24 protein-coding genes are annotated in these 23,668 nt (G+C 38.3%); 20 read left to right on the top strand and 4 right to left on the bottom strand.

Annotated elements, in window-relative coordinates:
* Positions 1-40: 40 nt before the first annotated feature.
* Positions 41-2,242, bottom strand: coding sequence for a DNA helicase RecQ (gene recQ, locus MWU78_RS05270; RefSeq protein ID WP_246996010.1), 2,202 nt, complete (start codon positions 2,240-2,242; stop codon positions 41-43).
* 209 nt (positions 2,243-2,451) lie between these two features.
* Between recQ and MWU78_RS05275 the strand changes: the two genes are divergently transcribed.
* The 4 genes from MWU78_RS05275 (at position 2,452) to lptB (ending at position 5,395) form a co-directional block, all read left to right on the top strand.
* The gene (locus MWU78_RS05275; protein ID WP_246995673.1) at positions 2,452-3,417 is read left to right on the top strand and encodes a KpsF/GutQ family sugar-phosphate isomerase; all 966 of its coding nucleotides are present in this window, start codon (positions 2,452-2,454) and stop codon (positions 3,415-3,417) included.
* Positions 3,417-4,256: a twin-arginine translocase subunit TatC gene (gene tatC / locus MWU78_RS05280; protein ID WP_246995675.1), complete on the top strand. Its 840-nt coding sequence runs from the start codon at positions 3,417-3,419 to the stop codon at positions 4,254-4,256. Before MWU78_RS05275 ends, tatC begins: the two co-directional genes overlap by 1 nt.
* Positions 4,240-4,590, top strand: coding sequence for a carboxymuconolactone decarboxylase family protein (locus MWU78_RS05285; protein ID WP_246995676.1), 351 nt, complete (start codon positions 4,240-4,242; stop codon positions 4,588-4,590). The genes tatC and MWU78_RS05285 overlap by 17 nt, the downstream gene beginning before the upstream one ends.
* A 64-nt stretch (positions 4,591-4,654) precedes the next feature.
* Positions 4,655-5,395 (top strand): LPS export ABC transporter ATP-binding protein, encoded by a 741-nt coding sequence (gene lptB / locus MWU78_RS05290; protein WP_187585008.1) that lies wholly within the window; start codon positions 4,655-4,657, stop codon positions 5,393-5,395.
* A gap of 133 nt (positions 5,396-5,528) precedes the next feature.
* Here lptB and MWU78_RS05295 read toward each other — a convergent pair whose 3' ends face one another.
* Positions 5,529-6,290 (bottom strand): CDP-alcohol phosphatidyltransferase family protein, encoded by a 762-nt coding sequence (locus tag MWU78_RS05295; protein WP_246995678.1) that lies wholly within the window; start codon positions 6,288-6,290, stop codon positions 5,529-5,531.
* A gap of 125 nt (positions 6,291-6,415) precedes the next feature.
* Here MWU78_RS05295 and MWU78_RS05300 point away from each other — a divergent pair, with 125 nt between their 5' ends.
* The 8 genes from MWU78_RS05300 (at position 6,416) to MWU78_RS05335 (ending at position 16,405) form a co-directional block, all read left to right on the top strand.
* A complete protein-coding gene (locus MWU78_RS05300) occupies positions 6,416-7,675 on the top strand; it encodes a DUF4105 domain-containing protein (RefSeq protein ID WP_246995680.1) in 1,260 nt (419 codons plus the stop codon).
* Positions 7,676-7,683: 8 nt separating this feature from the next.
* Positions 7,684-9,561: an ABC-F family ATP-binding cassette domain-containing protein gene (locus tag MWU78_RS05305; RefSeq protein ID WP_246995682.1), complete on the top strand. Its 1,878-nt coding sequence runs from the start codon at positions 7,684-7,686 to the stop codon at positions 9,559-9,561.
* Positions 9,562-9,715: 154 nt separating this feature from the next.
* A complete protein-coding gene (locus tag MWU78_RS05310; RefSeq protein WP_246995684.1) occupies positions 9,716-10,093 on the top strand; it encodes a hypothetical protein in 378 nt (125 codons plus the stop codon).
* 46 nt (positions 10,094-10,139) lie between these two features.
* A complete protein-coding gene (locus tag MWU78_RS05315) occupies positions 10,140-10,289 on the top strand; it encodes a hypothetical protein (RefSeq protein WP_246995686.1) in 150 nt (49 codons plus the stop codon).
* A gap of 126 nt (positions 10,290-10,415) precedes the next feature.
* Positions 10,416-10,991 (top strand): cob(I)yrinic acid a,c-diamide adenosyltransferase, encoded by a 576-nt coding sequence (locus MWU78_RS05320; protein ID WP_246995687.1) that lies wholly within the window; start codon positions 10,416-10,418, stop codon positions 10,989-10,991.
* A gap of 136 nt (positions 10,992-11,127) precedes the next feature.
* A complete protein-coding gene (locus MWU78_RS05325; protein ID WP_013994285.1) occupies positions 11,128-11,352 on the top strand; it encodes a DUF2795 domain-containing protein in 225 nt (74 codons plus the stop codon).
* A 174-nt stretch (positions 11,353-11,526) separates the two neighbouring features.
* The gene (secA, locus tag MWU78_RS05330) at positions 11,527-14,886 is read left to right on the top strand and encodes a preprotein translocase subunit SecA (protein WP_246995689.1); all 3,360 of its coding nucleotides are present in this window, start codon (positions 11,527-11,529) and stop codon (positions 14,884-14,886) included.
* 310 nt (positions 14,887-15,196) lie between these two features.
* Positions 15,197-16,405, top strand: coding sequence for a sensor histidine kinase (locus MWU78_RS05335; RefSeq protein ID WP_246995691.1), 1,209 nt, complete (start codon positions 15,197-15,199; stop codon positions 16,403-16,405).
* Between the two features lie 280 nt (positions 16,406-16,685).
* Here MWU78_RS05335 and MWU78_RS05340 read toward each other — a convergent pair whose 3' ends face one another.
* Positions 16,686-16,910, bottom strand: coding sequence for a hypothetical protein (locus MWU78_RS05340; RefSeq protein ID WP_246995693.1), 225 nt, complete (start codon positions 16,908-16,910; stop codon positions 16,686-16,688).
* 387 nt (positions 16,911-17,297) lie between these two features.
* On the opposite strand from MWU78_RS05340, the gene MWU78_RS05345 reads away from it, so the two are divergent.
* The 7 genes from MWU78_RS05345 (at position 17,298) to MWU78_RS05375 (ending at position 22,267) form a co-directional block, all read left to right on the top strand.
* The gene (locus MWU78_RS05345; RefSeq protein WP_246995695.1) at positions 17,298-17,861 is read left to right on the top strand and encodes a TetR/AcrR family transcriptional regulator; all 564 of its coding nucleotides are present in this window, start codon (positions 17,298-17,300) and stop codon (positions 17,859-17,861) included.
* A gap of 74 nt (positions 17,862-17,935) precedes the next feature.
* Entirely contained in the window at positions 17,936-18,493 is a 558-nt protein-coding gene (locus tag MWU78_RS05350; protein ID WP_246995697.1) for a carboxymuconolactone decarboxylase family protein, read from the top strand.
* A gap of 126 nt (positions 18,494-18,619) precedes the next feature.
* Positions 18,620-18,928, top strand: a complete 309-nt coding sequence (locus tag MWU78_RS05355) for an EthD family reductase (RefSeq protein WP_246995699.1) — start codon at positions 18,620-18,622, stop codon at positions 18,926-18,928.
* 85 nt (positions 18,929-19,013) lie between these two features.
* Positions 19,014-19,661 (top strand): DsbA family oxidoreductase, encoded by a 648-nt coding sequence (locus MWU78_RS05360; RefSeq protein ID WP_246995701.1) that lies wholly within the window; start codon positions 19,014-19,016, stop codon positions 19,659-19,661.
* Between the two features lie 37 nt (positions 19,662-19,698).
* Positions 19,699-20,940 (top strand): beta-ketoacyl-ACP synthase II, encoded by a 1,242-nt coding sequence (gene fabF, locus MWU78_RS05365; RefSeq protein ID WP_246995703.1) that lies wholly within the window; start codon positions 19,699-19,701, stop codon positions 20,938-20,940.
* A 67-nt stretch (positions 20,941-21,007) separates the two neighbouring features.
* A complete protein-coding gene (locus tag MWU78_RS05370; protein WP_246995705.1) occupies positions 21,008-21,694 on the top strand; it encodes a haloacid dehalogenase type II in 687 nt (228 codons plus the stop codon).
* Positions 21,695-22,024: 330 nt separating this feature from the next.
* Positions 22,025-22,267, top strand: coding sequence for a DUF1059 domain-containing protein (locus MWU78_RS05375; protein WP_246995707.1), 243 nt, complete (start codon positions 22,025-22,027; stop codon positions 22,265-22,267).
* 175 nt (positions 22,268-22,442) lie between these two features.
* Here MWU78_RS05375 and MWU78_RS05380 read toward each other — a convergent pair whose 3' ends face one another.
* The gene (locus tag MWU78_RS05380; protein ID WP_246995709.1) at positions 22,443-22,682 is read right to left on the bottom strand and encodes a hypothetical protein; all 240 of its coding nucleotides are present in this window, start codon (positions 22,680-22,682) and stop codon (positions 22,443-22,445) included.
* A gap of 325 nt (positions 22,683-23,007) precedes the next feature.
* Here MWU78_RS05380 and MWU78_RS05385 point away from each other — a divergent pair, with 325 nt between their 5' ends.
* The gene (locus MWU78_RS05385) at positions 23,008-23,655 is read left to right on the top strand and encodes a class I SAM-dependent methyltransferase (RefSeq protein ID WP_246995711.1); all 648 of its coding nucleotides are present in this window, start codon (positions 23,008-23,010) and stop codon (positions 23,653-23,655) included.
* Positions 23,656-23,668 lie beyond the last annotated feature (13 nt).

A 23,668-nucleotide genomic window follows, 5' to 3' on the forward strand; every position in this document is an offset into this window, starting at 1 on the left:
CATTAAACCAACAAGTCCGTAATGCTTATTTAGACACCCATTAATTGGCAACTTCGCTAATAAACTTCAATCTATACAACCTAAGTTCTTCGTCCTCATAATCTCCGTCAAATTCCTTTAATGCCACTTCTAGGTCATCGGTCTGGGCCTCTAGGAAATAATCATGGATTTCTTCCTGCTGGTCCTCATCTAAAATCTCATCAATCCAATAGGCAATATTCAATTTGGTTCCGCTAAAGACAATTTGTTCCATTTCCTTGATCAACTCTTTCAATTCCAATCCTTTGGCAGAAGCTATGTCATCCAAGGGCAGCTTCCTATCCACGTTCTGAATGATATATAGTTTCAAGGAGGAATTGGCTCCAGTACTTTTAACTATTAGATCATCCGGTCTCAAAATATTATTATCCTCAACATAGGCGGTAATTTGCTCAACAAAGGGCTTGCCGTACTTTTTCGCCTTTCCTTCCCCTACTCCGTAAATATTTACCAATTCATCCAAGGATATCGGATATTTAAGAGCCATATCCTCCAAGGATGGGTCTTGGAACACCACAAATGGTGGGACACCCAATTTATGGGCCTCTTTTTTCCTTAATTCCTTTAAAATCTTCAACAAATTATCATCAGCCACACCGGCAGAGGATTTTGCTGCACTAACTATAGCATCATCGGCCTCCTTATTGTAAACATGATCCATCGTCATCATAAATGATGTTGGATTCTTTACAAAATCCTTTCCCGCAGGAGTTACATGAAGTATTCCATATTGCTCAATTTCTTTTTTAAGCAGTCCTGCAACAAGAGCCTGGCGAATTAAAGCCATCCAATATCCTTTATCCCTGTCCTTTCCTGAGCCAAAAAATTCCTTTTCGTCTGTTTTATGGGAAGATATCAAGGCGTTTACCTTTCCTGTCAATGCCCTTACAATTTCTTTGGATTTAAATTTTTCACTGGTGCCCACCACAACATTGATCAACTTAACCACGTTGTCTTTGGCCTCCTGCTTTTCTTTTGGATTTCTGGTATTATCATCCATTTCGGCGCCATCACCGTTAATTTCGTCGAATTCCTCCCCAAAATAATGAAGTATAAATTTTCTGCGAGACATTGAAGTTTCGGCGTAACCCACAATTTCCTGAAGCAGGGCATTTCCTATTTCCTGTTCGGCAACAGGCTTTCCAGACATGAATTTTTCAAGTTTTTCCACATCCTTATAAGAGTAAAATGCAAGGCAATGTCCCTCTCCCCCATCTCTTCCGGCCCTTCCGGTTTCTTGATAATAACTTTCTATGCTTTTGGGAATATCGTGGTGTATAACAAAACGTACATCCGGCTTATCTATACCCATTCCGAAGGCAATGGTGGCCACTACCACATCCACATCTTCCATTAAGAACATATCCTGATGTCTAGATCTAGTTTTACCATCCAATCCCGCATGATAAGGTACTGCGCTAACACCGTTGACTTGCAATACTTGGGCCAACTCCGTTACCCTCTTCCTACTAAGACAATAAATTATACCCGATTTGCCAGAATTTTGTTTTACAAATCGAATAATATCCCCATCAACATTTTGGGTCTTTGGCCTTACTTCATAATAAAGGTTAGGTCTATTAAAACTGGCCTTAAATACCTTGGCATCGGTTATTCCCAAATTCTTGATAATATCTTCCTGTACTTTTGGAGTGGCAGTAGCAGTTAGGGCAATCAGAGGAATATTATCCCCCAATCTATTTACAATAGATTTTAGATTGCGATATTCTGGCCTAAAATCGTGACCCCATTCAGATATGCAATGTGCCTCATCCACTGCAACAAACGATATTTTTTCTCCTTGTAAAAAATCCACATATTCCTCCTTGGTCAAGGATTCGGGAGCAACATACAAAAGCTTGGTTACACCACTGCTGACATCACTTTTCACCTGTCTAATCTCTGTCTTTGTCAAGGAAGAATTTAAAACGTGTGCCACCCCGATCTCACTTGATACGTCCCTTATGGCATCTACCTGATTTTTCATTAAGGCTATCAAAGGCGATACTACTATAGCCGTACCTTCCTGCATTAGTGCCGGAAGTTGATAACAAAGTGATTTTCCACCACCCGTTGGCATTATTACAAAGGTATTTTTACCTTGTACAATATTTTTAACAACTTTTTCCTGTAAACCTTTAAATTGGGAGAATCCAAAATACTTCTTTAGGGAGGCATGCAAATCAATCTCATCTATACCCATACCGTACTTCATCATTTTTATTAATATATATTGGGACTAAAACCAAAAAGAAATTCCTTAATATAAGGAATTTTTGTCTTTTGAGTAAGTATTTATTGTAAATAAATTTGTTCAAATTTAAAATATTCTATAAAATTAAGTTTATGTAATTTTGTAGAATAAATATAAGACTTTCTTTTAGGAAATTCATTACATAATTTTAAATTACTTTGAGCGACACCAAAGCTATATTGGCCATAGCGAAGAAAACAATTGAAACTGAGGCCAAGGCAATATCCCATTTAGGCTCCCTCCTAAACGAAGACTTTTCAAATGCGGTGGAATGCATCAGACATTCCAAAGGCAGAGTTATAATTTCCGGTATAGGGAAAAGTGCCATTATTGCCTCCAAAATTGTGGCCACCTTAAATTCTACAGGAACCCCATCTATTTTTATGCATGCCGCAGACGCCATCCACGGAGATCTAGGCACCATTCAGAAAAACGATGTGGTTATCTGTATTTCCAAAAGTGGAAATACTGCCGAAATTAAAATGTTGGTACCCCTAATCAAAAGTGGCAATAACAAATTAATAGGGATGACAGGAAACCCAGATTCTTTTTTGGCCACCCATGCGGACTATGTTTTAAATACCTACGTTGAAAAGGAGGCCTGCCCAAATAATCTGGCACCAACCACCAGCACAACTGCACAGTTGGTTATAGGGGATGCCTTGGCAATATGCCTTTTGGAATTAAAAGGGTTCAGCAGCAAGGACTTTGCAAAATACCACCCAGGTGGTGCGTTGGGTAAGAAACTTTACTTAAGGGTGGGGGATATTTCAAATAACAATCAAATTCCCCAAGTGAATGCTACGAGCGATGTAAAATCCGTAATAGTAGAAATCTCTGAAAAAATGTTAGGGGCAACTGCTGTATTGGAGAATAATAAAATTGTTGGTATAATTACGGATGGAGATATTAGGCGCATGCTCAACAAGTTTGACAATATTTATGGTTTAACTGCCAAGGATATTATGAGCGCAACACCTAAAACCATTGCCGTGGACGTGCTTGCCATCAAGGCTTTGGAATTAATGCAGGCCAAAAACATATCACAATTATTGGTTGTTGAAGGGGAAAATTACAAAGGAATAGTACATTTACACAATTTAATAAAAGAAGGCATACTATAATGACTAAACAGATTAAGACCCCAAATGAAATGTCGTTCCTCGATCATTTGGAAGAACTTAGATGGCATTTAATACGATCAACTTTAGCCATCGTTATTATTGGCGGGTTAGCCTTTTTAATGAAAGGCTTTATTTTTGATACGGTCATTTTTGGCCCAATGATGCCAGATTTTCCAACCTACCATGTTTTTTGCGACTTTTCCAAATTATTGGGTTTTAGTGAAGCCTTTTGCAATACAGAACCACAATTTACGGTACAGAGTAGGCAAATGTCCGAACAATTTTCAGCTCACATTTGGACTTCCATTTGGGCAGGATTTATCATTGGATTCCCCTATGTGCTATATGAATTATGGAAATTTATTGCTCCTGGGCTGTATGACAACGAGCGTCAGAATGCACGCGGATTTATCTTTATCGCCTCTGCTCTTTTCTTTACGGGAGTATTGTTCGGGTATTATGTGGTAGCCCCTTTATCTATCAATTTCCTAGGTAGTTACTCTATAAGTGATTCCGTAGTGAGGGAAATAGACCTTGTCTCGTACATCTCTACGGTAAGAGCTTCAGTAATTGCTTGTGGGTTGATTTTTGAATTGCCCATCATCATTTTCTTCTTGACAAAAATAGGTCTGGTTACCCCTGAAATACTGCGCAAATACAGGAAAATTGCTCTTGTAGTAGTACTTATCCTTTCTGCCGTAATTACACCACCTGACGTGGCAAGTCAGATCATTGTGGCCGTTCCCATATTAGTCCTCTACCAAATAAGTATTTACATTTCCAAGGTAGTTTTGAGGAGAGAAGCTAAAAAACAGAAGAAGAATGTCAAATCAAGTTAAGGAGTTCAATGACTATCGTTCCAAAATGAACGAAAAGCTACTGGCCGACAACAATAAGATTATTAAAAGAATCTTTAACCTAGACACTAATGCCTATGCCGCTGGCGCTCTGGATGTAAAAACCAAGGAACTTTTGGGACTGGTCGCCTCTGCAGTACTTCGTTGCGATGATTGTGTAAAATATCATTTGGAAAGCTCATTTAATGAGGGTGTAAGTAAAGAAGAAGTTATGGAAACTTTGGGCATAGCCACCCTTGTTGGCGGTACTATAGTAGTACCCCATTTAAGAAGGGCCTATGAATATTGGGAAGAATTGGAAAAACAAGAAGGTTAAAAAAACTACAATATCTTTTCCCAAACTAATATAAGGCTTAGTTTTGGGGAATAGCAAAGGTACTATGAAGCTAAGAGCAGATAACATAATGAAGTCCTACCGAGGGCGACAAGTAGTTAAAGGAATTTCATTGGAAGTAAACCAAGGTGAAATTGTTGGTTTATTAGGCCCCAATGGTGCCGGAAAAACTACGTCGTTCTATATGATCGTAGGCCTGATCAAGCCCAATGGTGGTAACATTTATCTGGACAAAATGGAAATAACACGATTTCCTATGTACAAAAGGGCGCAAAATGGTATTGGATATTTGGCACAGGAAGCCTCTGTATTTAGGAAATTGAGCATCGAAAAAAATATTCTGAGCGTACTTCAATTAACCAAGTTGAGCAAGAAAGAGCAATTAATGAAGATGGAATCGCTCATAGAGGAATTTGGACTGGGCCATATTCGCAAAAACCGTGGCGATCTTTTATCCGGTGGCGAAAGAAGGAGGACCGAAATTGCAAGGGCCCTGGCCACAGACCCCAAATTTATATTATTGGATGAACCCTTTGCCGGAGTAGACCCTGTTGCCGTTGAGGACATACAAAGAATTGTAGCCCAGCTTAAAAATAAAAATATTGGCATATTAATTACCGATCACAACGTACAGGAAACTTTGGCAATTACAGAGCGCTCGTATTTAATGTTCGAAGGTGGAATACTTAAATCTGGGATTCCTGAAGATTTGGCGGCCGATGAAATGGTGCGCAAAGTGTATTTGGGACAGAATTTTGAACTTCGAAAAAAGAAATTGGATTTTTAGTTTTTCCGGAACAATTACCCAATCGCAAATTATATTCTACCCCTAAGTTTCCCCCTACCACAACACTTTTTTTCTCCTCTTTTCCTTTATAAAAATTACTATATCAAAGGGCTGCCAAGAAAATATACAACCCCTAAACAGTTTTTGGGGTATTTAAGTGATTCACCAAGGAACTTATTACATAGAAGGCTATTATAGCCGGAATAGCCATAAATTTCATGGTAAGTATCAGCACAAAACTTACTACAATGAATATATAACGCAGGGCGTTATCCCTAAAACCCCAATTCTTAAACTTCAAAGCAAAAAGACCAATACGGGCATTCAGCAAATATGAACTTAGTAGGGTGGTCCCAATCAAGAACCATTTATTCAGGATAATAGCGTTTAAAAAATCGTTGTTGTGATATAGCAATATTAATGGAAAAGAAAGTATCAGTAAGGCGTTGGCCGGAGTAGGAAGTCCCACAAATGAGGAGACCTGATTTTCATCGAGGTTAAATTTCGCCAAACGATAGGCCGACGCCAGGGTAATTAGAAAACCAAAGAAAGGAAGCAACGGAATGTCAAAAGCCGCCCACCTCATCGTCTCTGCCGAATCTAGTTGCAGGCCTATATTCCATCCACCACTGTAAGACATACTCAATAGCTGAAACATAACGATACCCGGCACCAATCCACTAGTAATCATATCTGCCAAGGAATCCAATTGCAGTCCCAATTCACTTCTTACATTCAAAAGACGAGCTGCCAATCCATCAAAAAAGTCAAAAAAGATGCCTAAAAAAACAAAGGCCGCGGCCAATTCCAACTTGTTCAAAACTGCAAACACAGTGGCAACACAACCGCAAAAAACATTTAACAAGGTTATTATATTGGGAATATGGCGTTTCATAAGTCTGGTTTTAAATAGGTTAATACAAAAATCTGCTTATTACAGTTAGAGTACCATCATGTAAAAATACCATTTATTAAAAAATGCTGTTAAATTATATCTTGTTTTTTATAATACACCGTACTATGCTGCGCAAATCCTATAATTTGTTCGATATTTGCGTTGATATTTTCAAAAAAAATAGTGGCTTCCAACAGTATATGCGGATAAGGATTCTTTTTATTACATTTTTTACAGGCCTCATATGCTTCAGCACTGCACAGGTCCGGGAATTGACCCCTGAAGCTCAAATAAGTGTTTTAACCTGTGGTTCTGGCAGTGACCTATACACGACTTTCGGCCATAGTGCCTTTAGAATACAGGATTCCGCCCAGGGTGTGGACTGGGTATATAACTACGGGACTTTTAATTTCGACCCGCCCATGTTTTATGTGGAATTCGCTATGGGGAAACTCTTCTACTCCCTGAGCAAGCAGAACATGCCCAATTTTTTATACGCCTACGAATTGGAGAATAGATGGGTAAAAGAACAACTTTTAAAGCTCACGCCCATTCAAAAAAATGAATTGTTCCATTTTTTGGAAAACAATTATCGCCCTGAAAATAGGGATTATAAATACGATTTCTTTTTCAACAATTGCGCCACTAAAATACCCGATGTACTTCAAGAAGCCCTAGGTGAAAAATTACTGTTCAATGAAGGTCATTTAGAGAAAAAATACACCTTCAGACAACTGATTCACCAAAACCTAACCACCAATTCCTGGTCTAGTTTTGGAATTGATCTGGCGTTAGGGGCGGTAATCGACAGAACGGCCACCGTAAAAGAGCATATGTTCTTACCCATTTATGTAATGCAACAATTGGGCAATTCCACCTTGGCGGACCATGATCTTGTACTAAGGGAAAGAACCATATTAAAGTCCGTAAAAATGGAGGGAAAAGGGTACTTTTTAGCTTCACCCCTATTTTGGATCTTGGCACTGCTTGTTTTTGTGCTTATCATAACTTATATTGACTACAAAAATCATATTAGAAGCAGGATCTTGGATTTCCTCCTATTTTTTGTGACCGGTTCGGCCGGTGTTCTATTGGTTTTCCTTTGGTTTTTTACGGACCATACGGCCACAGCCAACAACTTTAATATCTTATGGGTATTTCCATTAAATTTAATTGTTGGTTTTACAATTCTTAGAAAAAAGAATACCCCGATCTGGTTGCCCAAATACCTTTTATTTCTATTGGGGTCATTGGGTTTGACCCTAATATTGGGAATATTTAAAATACAGGTATTCTCTCCTCTAGCCATACCCCTTTTGATTATGCTGGGCGTGAGATATCTTTTTTTATGGAAGTATTTCCAACAACAAAACAGTTTAAAATAATACCTTAGATGAACCTACTTACTGTAGAAAACATATCCAAGTCCTTTGGCGAGTTATCACTCTTTTCAAATATTTCCTTTGGCATTAATAAGGATCAAAAAATTGCACTTATTGCCAAAAATGGTAGTGGTAAAACTTCCATCCTAAATATACTATCGGGCAAAGATGCTTCTGATACTGGTCAAATAAATAGCCGAAAAGGCATTCGAATTTCATTTTTGGAACAAGAACCTGATTTAGACCCCCTATTGACGGTTGAGGAAACCATCTTTGCGTCGGACAACGAGGTTTTGAAAGTTCTTAGAAACTACGAACATGCACTACTGAACCCGGAAGATGAAAACGCCTATCAAAAGGCTTTTGAAGCCATGGAACGTTATGATGCCTGGGATTTTGAAACCCAATACAAGCAGATTCTGTTCAAATTAAAACTGGAGGATCTAGATGTAAAGGTGGGGTTACTTTCTGGAGGACAAAAGAAGCGATTGGCCTTGGCCAATGCCCTAATCAACAAACCGGAATTGTTAATACTGGATGAACCTACCAACCATTTGGATCTGGAAATGATCGAATGGCTGGAACAGTATTTCGCCAAGGAAAATATGACCCTATTTATGGTCACCCATGATCGTTATTTCCTGGAACGTGTCTGCAATGAAATTATTGAGCTGGACAATGGACAGTTGTACTCCTATAAGGGCAATTATTCCTACTATTTGGAGAAGAGGGAAGCGCGTATAGAACAGGAGGTAGTGGAACAGCACAAATCCAAGATATTATTTAAGAAAGAACTGGATTGGATGAGAAGGCAGCCCAAAGCGCGAACCACAAAATCCAAGTCAAGAATTGACGATTTCCACACCATAAAGGAAAAGGCTAGCCAACGTAGAAAAGAACACGAGGTTCAGCTGGAAATTAATATGGAACGTATGGGGAGCAAAATTGTAGAGCTCCATAAAATATCCAAATCCTTCCCCAATAAACCCATTCTGGATAAATTTGAATATAATTTCCTCAAAGGCGAGCGTATCGGGATTATTGGAAAAAATGGTACCGGAAAATCTACATTTCTAAATATATTGAGTGGTGCCGAACAGCCAGACAGCGGGAAGGTAATTACAGGAGAAACCATTAAGTTCGGTTATTATACCCAAAACGGCATTAACATAAAAGAAGGCCAAAAGGTTATTGATGTTATTCGCGAATTCGGCGATTACATTCCTCTAATGAAAGGAAAGCAAATTTCCGCCCAGCAATTATTGGAACGTTTTTTATTCGATCGCAAAAAGCAATACGATTTTGTGGAGAAACTGAGTGGTGGGGAGCGCAAGCGGCTATACCTTTGTACCATATTGATTCAAAATCCGAACTTTCTCATTTTGGATGAACCAACCAACGATTTGGATATAGTTACTTTAAACGTACTGGAAAGTTTTCTACTCGATTTCCCAGGCTGTCTTCTCGTGGTTTCCCATGACCGTTATTTTATGGATAAGATCGTAGATCACCTTTTTGTTTTTAGGGGGAATGCCGAAATCGAGGACTTTCCTGGCAACTATTCTGATTTCAGATCTTATGAAGACAGTAATGTTCAGGAAAACAAGGCTGCCAAAGAAAAAGCTGTCGAAGAAAAAAATTCCAAAAATACCTGGAAAGCCGAAGAAACAGAAAAAAAACCTTCCTTTTTGGAACAGAAGGAATACAAACAATTGGAAAAGGAAATACAAAAACTGGAATCCCAAAAAATGGATATCCAGAATAAATTTACGGACAGCACCCTGTCCGGTGATGATATTTCCAAATTATCCATTCAGCTAAAAGAAATTACAGATGCCATAGAAGGAAAAACGGAACGGTGGTTCGAACTTTCAATGTCCATGGGCTAAAAGTTTCAAAAAATTAGCGCGCAGAATGTTTTATCGCCTTTTCTCATTTTTAAAATTTTGGATTTCATCTAGCAACCAACATGGAGTACACTCCCCTTTTGTGTACCAATATGTTACAAAATGCCTTTATGCTGCCCCGAACTTTAAAAGTAGTATGTCCTATAACATTCTGCTTAAAACAATAGCCTATTTCAAAATAGCCCAAGTGCAATTGACACCCAGTAATAAGGAATTGGAAAAAGAAATAACCAAAACCTTAAGAAAAGTATCCATCACCAACCCCTCCAGCGAATTAATATTTATTGGCACCTTGAACCATGAAACCATGGATGAATATATTGTTCAAAATGTCAACATTACCAACGACACCATTGTTTATGTGGATACAATACACAAAACAAAGGATACATATAAATTGTGGGAAAGTATAAAGGAATTGGAACAGGTAAGGGTAAGCATTGACCTATTTTATGGCGGGTTGCTGTTTTTCCGAAGAGAACAGGTTAAGGAGCATTTTAAGATTCGGATTTAAACCCGTATTTTTAATGGTCGTTAAAGGAAATCCAAAAATCTGATCAATGGACTACATCATTTACATAGTGCTTGCCGTTCTTGGAGTAATTTTCTTGGTGACCCAAGGATTTATAAAGCGAAAATCCCGAGATAGGAAATCAAGGAAATTCATGGAAGACTACAAGAGAAAGAATAAAAGGAAACCAAAGGACTAAACGTATTACCGGAAAATTATTGCCATATTCTCCTGAAGTTCAACAGCTATTATTCTTGACCAAACGAACTAAGACCCAAAAGGATCGAAAATTAAAACTCCCTAAAATTAATATACATCAACCCACATGAAAATATATACCAAAACAGGTGATGACGGTACAACAGGTCTGTTTGGGGGTACCAGGGTACCCAAGCATCATATCCGAATAGAAAGTTATGGCACTTTGGACGAGCTCAATTCCTGGATAGGATTGATCAGGGACCAAGATATATCGGATTCCTCCAAGAAGATATTGATAAAAATACAGGAGAAGTTGTTTACGGTAGGAGCTTTATTGGCCATTGACCCCAAGAAGGAAAAACTTAAAAATGGCAAAGACCGATTGAATATTGCAAAAATTGGCGACGAGGATATAAATTTGTTGGAACAGGAAATAGACAAAATGGAATTGAACCTGCCCCCTATGACCCATTTTATATTGCCAGGAGGACATACAACAGTGTCATATTGTCACATTACACGGACCATTTGCCGCAGGGCCGAGCGTTTAGTCTCCCAATTGAACGATTATGAACCAGTGGATCCTACTTTATTGTCCTATTTAAACAGACTTTCCGATTTCCTCTTTGTATTGGCACGAAAATTGTCGCATGATATACAAGCCAATGAAATAAAGTGGATTCCGGAGAAACAGGACTAATAAATCCGTTAATTCTTCGTTATCAAATTATTAAAGCGATAAAATTCAATATTAAATAGATGAATTTTATGCAAAAAAACTTGGCAGTCTCAGTTTAAAAATTACATTTGCAAAATATTAAAAATAAATTATTACGATGTATTGGACATTAGAATTAGCATCCTACTTAAGTGATGCGCCCTGGCCCGCAACAAAAGACGAATTGATAGATTACTCAATTAGAACCGGTGCACCTTTGGAGGTTGTAGAAAATCTACAATCCATGGAGGAAGAAGGAGGGGAGATTTATGAATCAATCGAAGAGATTTGGCCAGACTATCCTACAGAAGAAGACTATCTTTGGAACGAGGACGAGTATTAAAATATTAACGGAATTACAACAAAAAAGTCTCATATGAGGCTTTTTTTTTACGTAATTTTGATGTTGGAATATCTTATATCCAAAAGATAGCATTGCACGTGCCAACTAAAGAAAATTGTGTATACACAAAGGAAAGGGCTTTAACGAAGCCTTTCATTAATAACAGAAAACATTATGAGTTTTTTAAATTCAGTATTAAAGGTATTTGTAGGGGATAAATCAAAGAAAGATGTCAAGGACCTACAACCTTTAGTCGACCAAATAAAATCTTTCGAAGCTGCCTTGGAAAAATTAAGCCACGATGAACTTCGAGATAAAACAACTTTTTTTAAAAATAAGATAAAAGAAGACTGTAAAGCACTTAATGAGGAGATAGATAAATTACTAAATGAGGTAAAGGAATCTTCCGATATAGACAAAAACGAGGATATTTACGCGAACATAGACAAACTAAAGGAGGAAATTTATACCATTTCCGAAAAGGCCTTAACGGAAATGTTGCCCGAAGCCTTCGCCGTAGTAAAGGAAACTGCAAAACGTTTCACCAATAATGAAACCCTAACGGTAAAAGCCACTGAGCACGATAGATTGCTGTCCGGCTCTAAAGATTATGTTACCCTTAATGGCGAACAGGCTATTTGGAAAAACTCCTGGGATGCTGCAGGTAAGCAAGTTACCTGGGACATGGTTCATTACGATGTACAATTAATTGGCGGTATAGCCCTGCACCAAGGTAAGATTGCTGAAATGCATACAGGGGAAGGTAAAACCTTGGTAGCTACCCTCCCTTTGTATTTAAATGCACTAACCGGAAATGGAGCGCATTTGGTAACGGTAAACGACTACCTGGCAAAAAGGGATAGTGCCTGGATGGCTCCTATTTTTGAGTTCCACGGACTTTCGGTAGACTGTATCGACAAACATCAACCTAATTCTGACGGACGTAGGGCGGCCTATAACTCAGATATTACCTACGGCACCAATAATGAATTTGGCTTTGATTATCTCAGGGATAACATGGCACATACGCCCAGCGATCTGGTTCAACGACCACATAATTACGCCATAGTGGATGAGGTAGATTCGGTACTTGTAGATGATGCCCGTACCCCTTTGATTATCTCTGGTCCAGTACCTGAAGGAGATCGTCACGAATTTAATGAACTAAAACCAAAAGTAGGTGATATCGTCAACAAGCAACGCGCCTATTTAACAGGAGTTTTGGCGGAAGCCAAAAAATTAATTACCGAGGGCGACACCAAAGAAGGTGGTTTCCTGTTGCTTAGAGTACATAGAGGTCTTCCGAAGAACAAGGCTTTGATCAAGTTTTTGAGTGAAGAAGGGGTAAAACAACTACTTCAAAAGACCGAGAATTTTTACATGCAGGATAACAACCGTGAAATGCCAAAGGTAGATGAAGAACTTTGGTTTGTTATTGATGAAAAGAACAATCAGATAGAACTTACCGAAAAGGGAGTGGAATATTTATCCGGGGATGGCGACAAGGACTTTTTTGTAATGCCGGATATTGGTAGTGAAATAGCCAAAATTGAAAATCAAGAGCTTGAAATAAACAAGGAAGCAGAATTAAAGGAAGAATTGTTCAAGGATTTTGCCATTAAAAGCGAACGCATCCATACCATGAACCAACTTTTAAAAGCTTACACCCTTTTTGAAAAAGATGTGGAGTATGTGGTTATGGAGAATAAGGTAATGATCGTGGATGAACAAACGGGCCGTATTATGGATGGCCGTCGTTATTCGGACGGATTGCACCAAGCCATAGAGGCCAAGGAAAATGTAAAGATCGAAGCCATGACCCAGACCTTTGCCACGGTAACCCTTCAGAATTACTTTAGGATGTACAGCAAACTGGCAGGGATGACAGGTACAGCAATAACGGAAGCGGGAGAGTTTTGGGAGATATACAAGTTGGATGTTATGGAGATTCCTACCAACAGACCCATTGCACGTGATGACAGACAGGACTTGATCTATAAAACCAAACGTGAAAAGTACAATGCCATAATAGATGAGGTAACCAAAATTTCACAGTCCGGTAGACCGGTACTTATTGGTACTACCTCTGTAGAAATCTCTGAATTACTTTCCCGTATGTTGACCATTAGGAAAGTACCACACAACGTACTTAACGCCAAATTGCACAAAAAGGAAGCAGACATAGTTGCGGAAGCAGGTAATGCAGGCATAGTTACCATAGCCACTAACATGGCCGGTCGTGGTACCGATATAAAACTAAGCCCGGAAGTAAAAAAAGCAGGAGGTTTGGCTATCGTAGGTACCGAACGTCACGATTCCAGAAGGGTAGACAGGCAGCTTAGAGGGCGGTCAGGACGTCAGGGAGATCCGGGAAGCTCGCAATTCTACGTTTCCTTGGAAGATAACCTTATGAGATTATTTGGATCGGACAGGGTAGCCAAAATGATGGATAAAATGGGCTTGGAAGAAGGCGAGGTAATACAGCATTCCATGATGACCAAATCTATTGAGCGGGCGCAGAAAAAAGTAGAGGAAAACAATTTTGGTGTGCGTAAAAGATTGTTGGAATATGATGATGTAATGAACGCCCAAAGGGAAGTAGTCTACAAAAGAAGACGCCATGCCTTACAAGGAGAGCGTTTAAAAGTAGATATTGCCAACATGATCTATGACACCTGTGAGGTAATTGCGGACACCAATAAGGCAGCCAGCGACTATAAAAACTTTGAGTTCGAACTTATAAAATATTTCTCCATAACCTCTCCCATCAGCGAAAACGAATTTGCAAAAATGGGTGTTCAGGAAATGGCGAATGTCATTTATAAGACAGCCTTTACACATTACAAGGACAAAATGGAGCGCAACGCTGCCACGGCGTTCCCAGTAATAAAAAATGTGTATGAGGACAATGCCAATAAGTTTGAAAGGATTGTAGTACCATTTACAGATGGCATTAAATCCTTGAACGTGGTTACCAATCTTCAGGAAGCTTATGAAAGTAACGGCAAACAATTGATAACAGATTTCGAAAAGAATATTTCCCTTGCCATTATCGACGATTCATGGAAAACACATTTGCGAAAAATGGACGAGTTAAAACAATCCGTTCAATTGGCTGTGCATGAACAAAAAGATCCTTTGTTGATTTACAAATTTGAGGCCTTTGAACTCTTCAAAGGAATGATCGAAAAGGTGAACAAGGAAATTGTTTCATTTTTATTCAAAGGGGAGTTACCTAATCAAAGTCCAGAAATTCAAGAGGCCAGAAATATTCGTAGGCCCAAGGAAAACTTGAAGACCTCGAAGGAAGAAATTCCAAACAGTGATGAAATGTCCGCCCAAAGCAGGGCCGTAGGCCAGAACCAAGGTGGACGGCCACAGGTAACGGAAACCATTGTAAGGGAAAAAGCCAAAATAGGTAGAAACGAAAGAGTAACCATTAAGAATGTAATATCTGGCGAAAGCAAGACGGTAAAATATAAGCAAGCAGAGCCATTATTGGAAAAAGGAGAGTGGGTAATAATAGAAGAATAAGAAAACCCCTACTCTTCACAAAAGTTGCTCAATATCCAATAAAAAAGCGACGACCCCATAGGTCGTCGCTTTTTTATTGTCCGAATTTTAATATAATTATGATACAACTAAAGCATTTTCCTACGGGAAAGGAAATATTGGGAATGCAGAACGAATATGAAAAATCTTGGACGAAAGTTCACCAATAAAAAATTCAGGTAACTTTTCGGTGGCAAATAACATAAAAATATTGTTTTAACCTTAAAATTCATCACGCTTTAATTCAAACTATTATCTTTACCTTCAGAATACAACCATTAACCGCTTTTTAATGCAAATACCCATTCAGGATCAGTACCGACTAAAGGACAAAGTCCGTTTAACGTTAAGGGTTAACTATATCTCCTCTGTCCTCTCAATTGTTTTCGGTATTGTCTGCATATATTTTCTTAAAATCACCCAAATTATCCCAGCTACTTTTATTGTTTTCGGTATACTAAATTTAGTTAACACCCTTTTGTTCCACAAACATAATACACTTGGGATTACCTATAATTTTACTTCAATAATGGCCTTGGCGGCCTCAGTTGTAATTACCTTATACAGCGGCGGAATTAACAGTCCCTTTATTTTTGTACTGGCATTGGTGGTCTTTGCCGGATACATCAGCACAAAGGTATATGGAAGGGTTTACCTCAACTTAAACCTGCTCATTATTATTCTTATATATTCCCAGAGCATGGCGGAATTTAATTTTACAGAAAACGTTGTCCCTGTTGAAAGTAAAAACATGTTTGCACTTTTTAGCATTCTGTTCTCCGTTTATCTCTTAGGGGGAGTTATTGGAAAAAATCTCCTTAAAGCACATAACGAACTTCACAAGATCCGAAATGAAAATGAGGCCCGTATCAAGGAAAAGGACACTCTTTTAAAGGAAATACACCACAGGGTAAAAAACAATCTGCAGACGGTATCTAGCTTACTCAGTCTTCAATCCAGAAGTATTGAGGAGCCTAGAATTAAAACCTTGATAAAAAGTAGTCAAAATAGGGTGATTTCAATGGCTATGGTGCATGAAATGTTGTATATGCGACATGATCTGTCCAAAATTGAATATAAGTCCTATGTAGAGGAACTAAGTGATTATTTGTTAAGATCCTTCAAAGGCACTGACAACAATATAACCTTGAACATTATTATCCCAGATGTTAAATTGGGGATCGACACGGCCATACCGTTAGGTCTTTTGATCAATGAAGTAATTACCAATGCCCTAAAATATGGTATAAAGGACAACGACGAGGGTGAAATACATATAGAACTTCTAAAGTCCAATAGTAAGGATTATGTTCTTTACATTGGTGACAATGGCGAAGGCTTTCCTGAGAATATAAGCCATAAGAATACAAAATCCTTGGGACTAAAACTTATCCATAATCTGGCCCGACAATTAAAAGGGACCATAAATAGGGATTTGTCAAAAAAAGGCACAAACTACATTGTGAAATTTTCCGATATACAACATAAATTCAAGACTTAAGCCTTCCACTCCAACCCATCCAAATTCTTAATGGAATCCTTTTTTTGGTTTTCCAAATATTTTAAGATCGATCTTATTTCGACAAAAAAATGGCCATGTCGTTATGCCCAATTACTTTTCCTGTTTCACAGGCACTTTTAAAGGACGGAGAATACCCTTTGTTTTGGGAAACGTAATTATATAACTAAGACAAAGGCAGATAAGAACTAAAATTGCAAATAACATCATAGTGGTCCAATTTGATACTACCTATTTAGCGTAGTAGGTTAATTATTGAGTATTAAGCCAATTTAGCTTTGTTTAATTTGGTTGTAAAAGACAATTCCTTTGTTACCCTAGAATTCTTGAACATATACAATCGGGCAACACTATTTTCATTATTCACGGCAACTACTGTAACGATATTCATGGCAACGGGCTCAACTTTTACCTGGCTATTATCGTTTTGTGCCTGAGCGGCCAAACCCATAAAAAGAATGAAGATTAAAGTTAAAATGGTTTTCATGACTTGCGTTTTGTTATATATATAACTTGGGCAAGTGTGTTTTTCTAGGTTCCAATTCGTTGAAAAACAGGGTTTTTCGTTGAGTTGAAAAATGTCTGTTGAAGTGTTAATAAATGCCGCTAAACGCAGGGAGGGCCAAAATCCATTTAGCGGTAAAACATGAATTTCAGCGTTAGTCAAAGGTTGGTGAGCCAAATAATTAAAATGTTCCTGGGCCAATAGGAAAAACTTAGTAGTTGGAAAAAATATAATCCGTGACCTTCCTTCCACGGGCCAACAATAAGTATTGCGCTACTATTGCCAATTCACCCCACTCAAATTAAATAAATGTTAAAACACCCTATTATTTCTAAACGATTGTTTAGTTTTGTCCCGTAGTTAGAGATTATGGCAAGAAAGAAGGCATATATAGAAGAAGAGGTTATTGAAAAGGCAATGCGCTTATTTTGGCGCAACGGTTACGAATCCACCTCCATGCAAATGCTTGAAAAAGAAATGGGCATTAACAAGTTTTCTATCTATTCTAGTTTTGGAAGTAAGCATGGTGTTTTTTTGGAAAGTCTAAAAAGCTACAAAAAAAAGGTTAATAGCATCTTTGAAAAATTTAAAAACTCAACCAATGGTGTTGAGGGCATTAAAGAATTTTTTTATGACTCCGTAAATCTATGTTATCAGGAAGGAAATCAAAAAGGCTGTTTAATAAGCAATACTTACAATGAGTTTTCAGAAACCGAAGATGATTTGGTAAAAGGGGAAATGACTTCTTTCATGGATAATCTTAAAACGCTATTGATTGCCAAATTGAGAATGGATGGAACCAAAGATGAAAAGACTATAACTAAACAAGCTAATTTTTTATTATTGGCCAAACACGGTTTAGCTGCCGCTTCCAGAGTAAATAGTAGGCAAGAAATTGAAGACTATATTGAAATGACATTTAAAAACCTTTAAACATTTTTTTTAACCGATAACTAAACAATCGTTTAGTTATTTTATATCAAGTACAACAATTAAAATTTGAAATTATGACAACATTAAAAGTGCACAACATTGAAACTGCTCCTGAAGCAAGTAAACCATTATTGGAAAAATCGCAAAAAGCTTATGGCATGATCCCCGGCCTGCATGGTGTCTTAGCTGGAGCTCCAGAAGTCCTGGATGCCTACCAAAAGCTCCATGAACTATTTGTAAACACATCTTTTAACGAAGAGGAATTAACCGTAGTATGGCAATCCATCAACGTTGAACACGCATGCCATTATTGTGTACCTGCACATACAGGAATAGCAAAAATGATGAAGGTAGACAATAGTATTACCGAAGCATTACGTACCGAAACAGCCCTTGAAAATCCAAAATTAGAGGCCTTACGAACCATGACATTGACCATAGTTCGCAATCGAGGAAACGTAACCCAAGAAAATCTGGAAACATTCTTTGCTGTAGGATACGAACAAAGGCACGTTTTGGAAATCATATTAGGTTTATCACAGAAAGTGATCAGTAACTATACAAATCATATTGCAAATACACCAATAGATGCAGCTTTCAAAAGTTTTGCATGGAAGAAGGAAACAGTATAATTATAAAACCACAGGTCAACAGCTTTAAACCTTCCGTCTATTCGGAAGGTTTATTTATAAGACAGGAAATAATATATAAAAAAATTGATTTAATAAATTCAATTAATATTTAAACAGCAAAAGGACATGATTAAATTAACAGTAATGTATCCGAATACGGAAGATTTAAAATTCAATAAAAAATATTACACCACTGAACATAGTCAATTACTTTCAGAGCTTTTGGGCGATGCAGTAAAGTCATCAGATATAAACGTAGGACTTACGGGAGCAACTCCAGACCAGCCCGCACCATATTTAATAATTGCCAACCTTACTTTCGAATCCTTGGCATCGTTTCAACAGTCCTTTGGAGCAAATGCCGAAAAGATCCTGGCCGATCTACCAAATTTCACAAATGTTAATCCAGTAGTTCAAATTAGTGAGGTTTTATAAATCTGAACTATTATTGCATTGGAAAAGGAGATAAAATTTGGTTTTCTCCCAATATAAAATAGATTATACATTAAAGAATAGAATTATGGCCGAAAAAATTAAACTGGATATTGTTTCCGATGTGGTCTGCCCATGGTGTACCATAGGCTATAAACGTCTGGAAAAGGCAATTGCTGAATTAGGAATAGAAGATAAAATAGAGCTGGAATGGCAGCCTTTTGAACTAAATCCAAATATGCCAAAAGAGGGTCAGAACGTTCAAGAGCATCTTACCGAAAAATATGGTTCTAGTTTGGAAGACCAAAAACGCTCACAGGAATATATGGCCGAGGCAGGGGCAGAACTGGGATTTACCTTCGATTATTTTGATAAGATGAAGATTGTAAACACCAGGGACGCACATATTTTATTGGATTACGCAAAGGAAAATGGCAAACAGACCGAACTAAAAATGCGACTTATGGCTGCTTTTTTTAGCGAACGAAAAGATGTTTCCAAAAGGGAAGTACTTCTTCAGGAACTAGAGGTAGTGGGCCTAAATGCAGACGTGGCCATAGCCAGATTGGATAGTGACGATGCCCGTTATCAAGTACAGTCAAAAGAAACCTACTGGCAAAGTCTTGGGGTTTCCTCGGTCCCTACTATGGTATTCAATATGAAAAGTGCACTTACCGGAGCTCAACCCGTTGATGTCTACAAACAAGTTTTGACAGAGTTGCTTGAAGAAAAGTAAATAATTAGCTATTGGGTATTAACCACAAAAAAACCATATGAAAAGAGTAGTGATTACAGGATTGGGAGCCTTGACTCCAATTGGAAATTCGGTTGATGAATTTTGGGAAAGTGCTATAAAAGGCAAAAATGGATTCTCAAAAATCACCAAGTTCGACCCTTCTTTGTTTAAAACAACCTTCGCTGGTGAATTAAAGGATTTCTCACCCGAAAAATATCTTGATCGCAACGAAATAAAAAGGAGTGATCCCTTTACCCAGTATGCTCTCTGTTCCGTAACAGAGGCATTTGGTGATAGCGGATTAAACTTGGACACAATTTCTCCTTTTGATATTGGGGTAATTTGGGGAACTGGTCAGGGCGGTATGAAAACCTTTGAGGATGAAGTAAAGAATTATTCCCAGGGCGGGATGAATCCCCGCTTCAATCCCTTTTTTATACCTAAACTTCTGGCGAATATGGCATCGGGAATGATTGCCATGAAATTCGGATTAATGGGAATTAATTACACAGCGGTTTCGGCCTGTGCATCCTCAAGCTCTGCCATTATGGATGCCTTTAACTATATTCGATTAAACAAGGCCAAAGTAATGGTAACCGGGGGGTCGGAAGCTCCAATAACCGAGGCCTCTATTGGTGGTTTCAGCGCAATGAAAGCTTTATCTACCAGAAATGATGATCCACAAGGGGCGTCAAGGCCCTTCGACGAAAATCGGGACGGATTTGTTATGGGCGAAGGAGCCGGTGCCTTAATTCTTGAAGAATATGAACATGCCAAAAAACGGGGCGCAAAAATCTATGCCGAAATAGTAGGAGCTGCCATGACCGATGATGCCTATCACATTTCAGCTACACATCCAGAGGGTATCGGCGCTATAAAAGCAATGCAATTGGCCATGGAGGAAGCAAAACTGAATCCGGGAGAGATCAATTATTTAAACACCCACAGTACCTCTACCCCCGTTGGTGACTTAAGTGAGATAAAGGCTGTAGCAAAAACCTTCAACAACGAGTTTAGCAATCTAAAAATAAGCGCTACAAAATCCATGACCGGGCATCTATTGGGAGCAGCAGGTGCAGTAGAAGCGATTTTATCCATAAAGGCCATTCAAAACAATAAAATACCTCCAACCATTAACACTACAAAGATAGATTCCAATATTCCCGCATCCATGCCTATAGTACTTAAGGAGGCCATAGACCATAATGTAAATGTAGCCATGAGCAATACCTTTGGATTTGGGGGGCACAACGCTACGACAATTTTTAAAAAAATATAAAATCTGGTGTTGCACAATAATCCTGAGGCAACCAAAGACCCATTAATGCTAAGAAATACAAACCCATATGAAACCACCAAAGGTTTTATTTTTTGACGTAAATGAATCCCTATTGGACTTAGGGAATATGAAAAATAGCATAGGGAAGGCCTTAGGTGGCCGGGAAGATCTCTTGCCGCTTTGGTTCACTACCATGTTGCAATACTCCCTAGTATCGACAGCTAGTAGGCAATATGCAGATTTTGGCACCATAGGAGCCGCCACCTTGAGAATGGTCGCCGCTAATAATGGTATTCCATTATCGGAGCAGGATGCCAAGGAGGCACTAGCCCCATTGCACTCCTTACCCACTCACCCAGAGGTAAAGGCTGCCTTGGAGAATATTAGAAATGCCGGTTATAAAATGGTATCCTTGACCAATTCCTCAAAAAAAGGAGTCGAGATGCAATTTAAGAATGCCGCTCTTACCGACTATTTCGATGAACGATTAAGTATAGAGGATCTTGGCAAGTACAAGCCCGATAGCGATGTCTATAATTGGGCAGCCAGGAAAATGGGAGTACAACCACATGAATGTATAATGATTGCTGCCCATGGGTGGGATATTGCCGGTGCAATGTGGGCCGGATGGAGAGGTGCTTTCATTGCCCGTCCCGGACAACAGCTGTATCCCTTGGCCCCACGGCCCGAGATAATTGAACCAGATCTACTCAAAATTTCCGAAAAACTCATCGCACTAAAAACCAATATATAGGACAAGCCCTCATCATCGTCACTATGCTGGTGGCACTTTATGTACATTTCAGCCCCAACGGACCTGCAGCGGTATTGCCTTTTGGGAGCAAACCTCATAACTTAAAAATATTCTACCCAATACTGCCTTTTATTAATATACACCTATTTAGAAAATCGCTCTTAAACAGGAACTTCTTAGATCAAACGGGCTCGATATTCCCAATATTGGTTTCAGCCTTTTTTATTAACTTGTAACCTCAGCCTACAATTTAGTTATAACTTAGCGATAACAGTAATCAGTTTAGAGTCAATGGTCTACCGATAAACTTATCTTAAGAAAACAATCTATATGAAAACTATGACATGTAAACAATTGGGAGGTGCCTGTGACATGCAATTTCACGCCAATACTTTTGAAGAAATGGCAGAACTTAGCAAAAAGCATGGTATGCAAATGTTTAAGGCGGGTGACAAAGAGCACCTGGAGGCCATGAATAAAATGCAGGAACTCATGAAATCACAAGATGCCATGGCCAAATGGTTCGAAAGCAAAAAAAAGGAATTTGAAAAGCTGCCAGAAAATAATTTATAAATCTTGAAGGATAGAATGCAGCCTAAGCGCGGCGAAATTATTTATCCAGTTTCACCTGCTTGTTCAAAGCTCTTGTATTATCCGTTGGTTTAGGAAAAACAACCATGTAGTTAAGACAGATGCAAATGGGGACTAAAAGTGCAATTAATATCACAGTGTTTTATTTTTATAAGTATTAAGCCAATTTAGATTTGTTCAATTTGGTAGAGAAAGACAAAGCTTTAGTTACCTTAGAGTTTTTGAACATATACAAACGGGCAACAGAATTTTCATTTTTAACAGCAACTTCTTGTTTTGCCGTAGCAGTTACAATACTCATGGTAACGGTTTCAACCTTAACTTCGGCAGCATCGTTTTGAGCTTGTGCAGCTACTCCGATAAAAAGAACAAAGATTAAAGTTAAAATGGTTTTCATGACTTGCGTTTTGTTATATATATAACTGAGGCAAGTGTACTTTTCCAGGTTCTGATTCGATGAAAAACACTGTTTCTCGTTAAGAGGTCAAAATCCAGATTAAGTGCAAAAAAATCACGATTAACGCCATGGACTCCAAAATCACTTTAACGATGAAATTTTGTATTTCATCGATGACCGTAAGTGTTTACTTACAATTTTAGCTTCTCCAAATTGTAATTTTAGACACTTAAGGTAAAAAATTTGATAAAATAAAGCCGTCCCGGGATAAAGATTATTCCCGATATTTATGTCTAAACACAGTAATTCAAAATGAAATACCTCATTGGACCGCTATAAGGAAACATTCGAGACCTGGAACAAAATAGCTTCCCTGTACCAAGACAAGTTTATGGACCTGGACTTGTACAATAAAACCTATGATCTTATTTGCAATTCGATATCAACAAAAAATGCCCGAATTTTGGAAATAGGCTGTGGTCCCGGAAACATTACAAGATATCTTTTATCCAAAAGACCCGACTTCGATATACTGGGGATAGATGTTGCGACAAATATGATAAAACTTGCCGAAAAGAACAATCCAACCGCTACATTCAAGGTTTTGGACGGCCGTCGGATCGGTGACCTAAACATCCAATATGATGGAATAGTTTGTGGTTTTTGCCTACCCTTTCTTTCACCAGAAGATTGTGTTCAATTAATTGCCGATTCCAACAGACTGTTATTAAACAAAGGGCTGCTCTATTTAAGTTTTGTGGAGGGTGATCCCAATAAATCGGACTTCAAAGTGGGTAGCAATGGAGACAGGGTCTATTTCCATTTCCATAAATTGGATACACTAAAAACACTTCTGGCTTCAAATTCATTTGAAGAACCTGAGGTCTACCATATAGATTATGAGAGAAAAGAAACCTCATTGGAAAAACATACGGTCCTGATAAGCAGAAAAAATCTACTCCAAAAGGACTAATTGGAAAAAAAAC

Source organism: Arenibacter sp. F26102, from assembly GCF_023015865.1.
Classification (GTDB): domain Bacteria; phylum Bacteroidota; class Bacteroidia; order Flavobacteriales; family Flavobacteriaceae; genus Arenibacter.

Excerpts from the sequence above, each read along its gene's own strand:
- lptB (WP_187585008.1), top strand. The coding sequence starts at position 4,655 with ATGAAGCTAAGAGCAGATAACATAATGAAGTCCTACCGAGGGCGACAA.
- MWU78_RS05350 (WP_246995697.1), top strand. The coding sequence starts at position 17,936 with ATGACAACATTAAAAGTGCACAACATTGAAACTGCTCCTGAAGCAAGT.
- MWU78_RS05360 (WP_246995701.1), top strand. The coding sequence starts at position 19,014 with ATGGCCGAAAAAATTAAACTGGATATTGTTTCCGATGTGGTCTGCCCA.
- MWU78_RS05315 (WP_246995686.1), top strand. The coding sequence starts at position 10,140 with ATGGACTACATCATTTACATAGTGCTTGCCGTTCTTGGAGTAATTTTC.
- MWU78_RS05300 (WP_246995680.1), top strand. The coding sequence starts at position 6,416 with ATGCTGCGCAAATCCTATAATTTGTTCGATATTTGCGTTGATATTTTC.
- fabF (WP_246995703.1), top strand. The coding sequence starts at position 19,699 with ATGAAAAGAGTAGTGATTACAGGATTGGGAGCCTTGACTCCAATTGGA.
- MWU78_RS05325 (WP_013994285.1), top strand. The coding sequence starts at position 11,128 with ATGTATTGGACATTAGAATTAGCATCCTACTTAAGTGATGCGCCCTGG.
- MWU78_RS05310 (WP_246995684.1), top strand. The coding sequence starts at position 9,716 with ATGTCCTATAACATTCTGCTTAAAACAATAGCCTATTTCAAAATAGCC.
- MWU78_RS05305 (WP_246995682.1), top strand. The coding sequence starts at position 7,684 with ATGAACCTACTTACTGTAGAAAACATATCCAAGTCCTTTGGCGAGTTA.
- MWU78_RS05355 (WP_246995699.1), top strand. The coding sequence starts at position 18,620 with ATGATTAAATTAACAGTAATGTATCCGAATACGGAAGATTTAAAATTC.
- MWU78_RS05345 (WP_246995695.1), top strand. The coding sequence starts at position 17,298 with ATGGCAAGAAAGAAGGCATATATAGAAGAAGAGGTTATTGAAAAGGCA.
- MWU78_RS05335 (WP_246995691.1), top strand. The coding sequence starts at position 15,197 with ATGCAAATACCCATTCAGGATCAGTACCGACTAAAGGACAAAGTCCGT.
- secA (WP_246995689.1), top strand. The coding sequence starts at position 11,527 with ATGAGTTTTTTAAATTCAGTATTAAAGGTATTTGTAGGGGATAAATCA.
- recQ (WP_246996010.1), bottom strand. The coding sequence starts at position 2,242 with ATGGGTATAGATGAGATTGATTTGCATGCCTCCCTAAAGAAGTATTTT.
- tatC (WP_246995675.1), top strand. The coding sequence starts at position 3,417 with ATGACTAAACAGATTAAGACCCCAAATGAAATGTCGTTCCTCGATCAT.
- MWU78_RS05285 (WP_246995676.1), top strand. The coding sequence starts at position 4,240 with ATGTCAAATCAAGTTAAGGAGTTCAATGACTATCGTTCCAAAATGAAC.
- MWU78_RS05375 (WP_246995707.1), top strand. The coding sequence starts at position 22,025 with ATGAAAACTATGACATGTAAACAATTGGGAGGTGCCTGTGACATGCAA.
- MWU78_RS05380 (WP_246995709.1), bottom strand. The coding sequence starts at position 22,682 with ATGAAAACCATTTTAACTTTAATCTTTGTTCTTTTTATCGGAGTAGCT.
- MWU78_RS05295 (WP_246995678.1), bottom strand. The coding sequence starts at position 6,290 with ATGAAACGCCATATTCCCAATATAATAACCTTGTTAAATGTTTTTTGC.
- MWU78_RS05340 (WP_246995693.1), bottom strand. The coding sequence starts at position 16,910 with ATGAAAACCATTTTAACTTTAATCTTCATTCTTTTTATGGGTTTGGCC.
- MWU78_RS05370 (WP_246995705.1), top strand. The coding sequence starts at position 21,008 with ATGAAACCACCAAAGGTTTTATTTTTTGACGTAAATGAATCCCTATTG.
- MWU78_RS05320 (WP_246995687.1), top strand. The coding sequence starts at position 10,416 with ATGAAAATATATACCAAAACAGGTGATGACGGTACAACAGGTCTGTTT.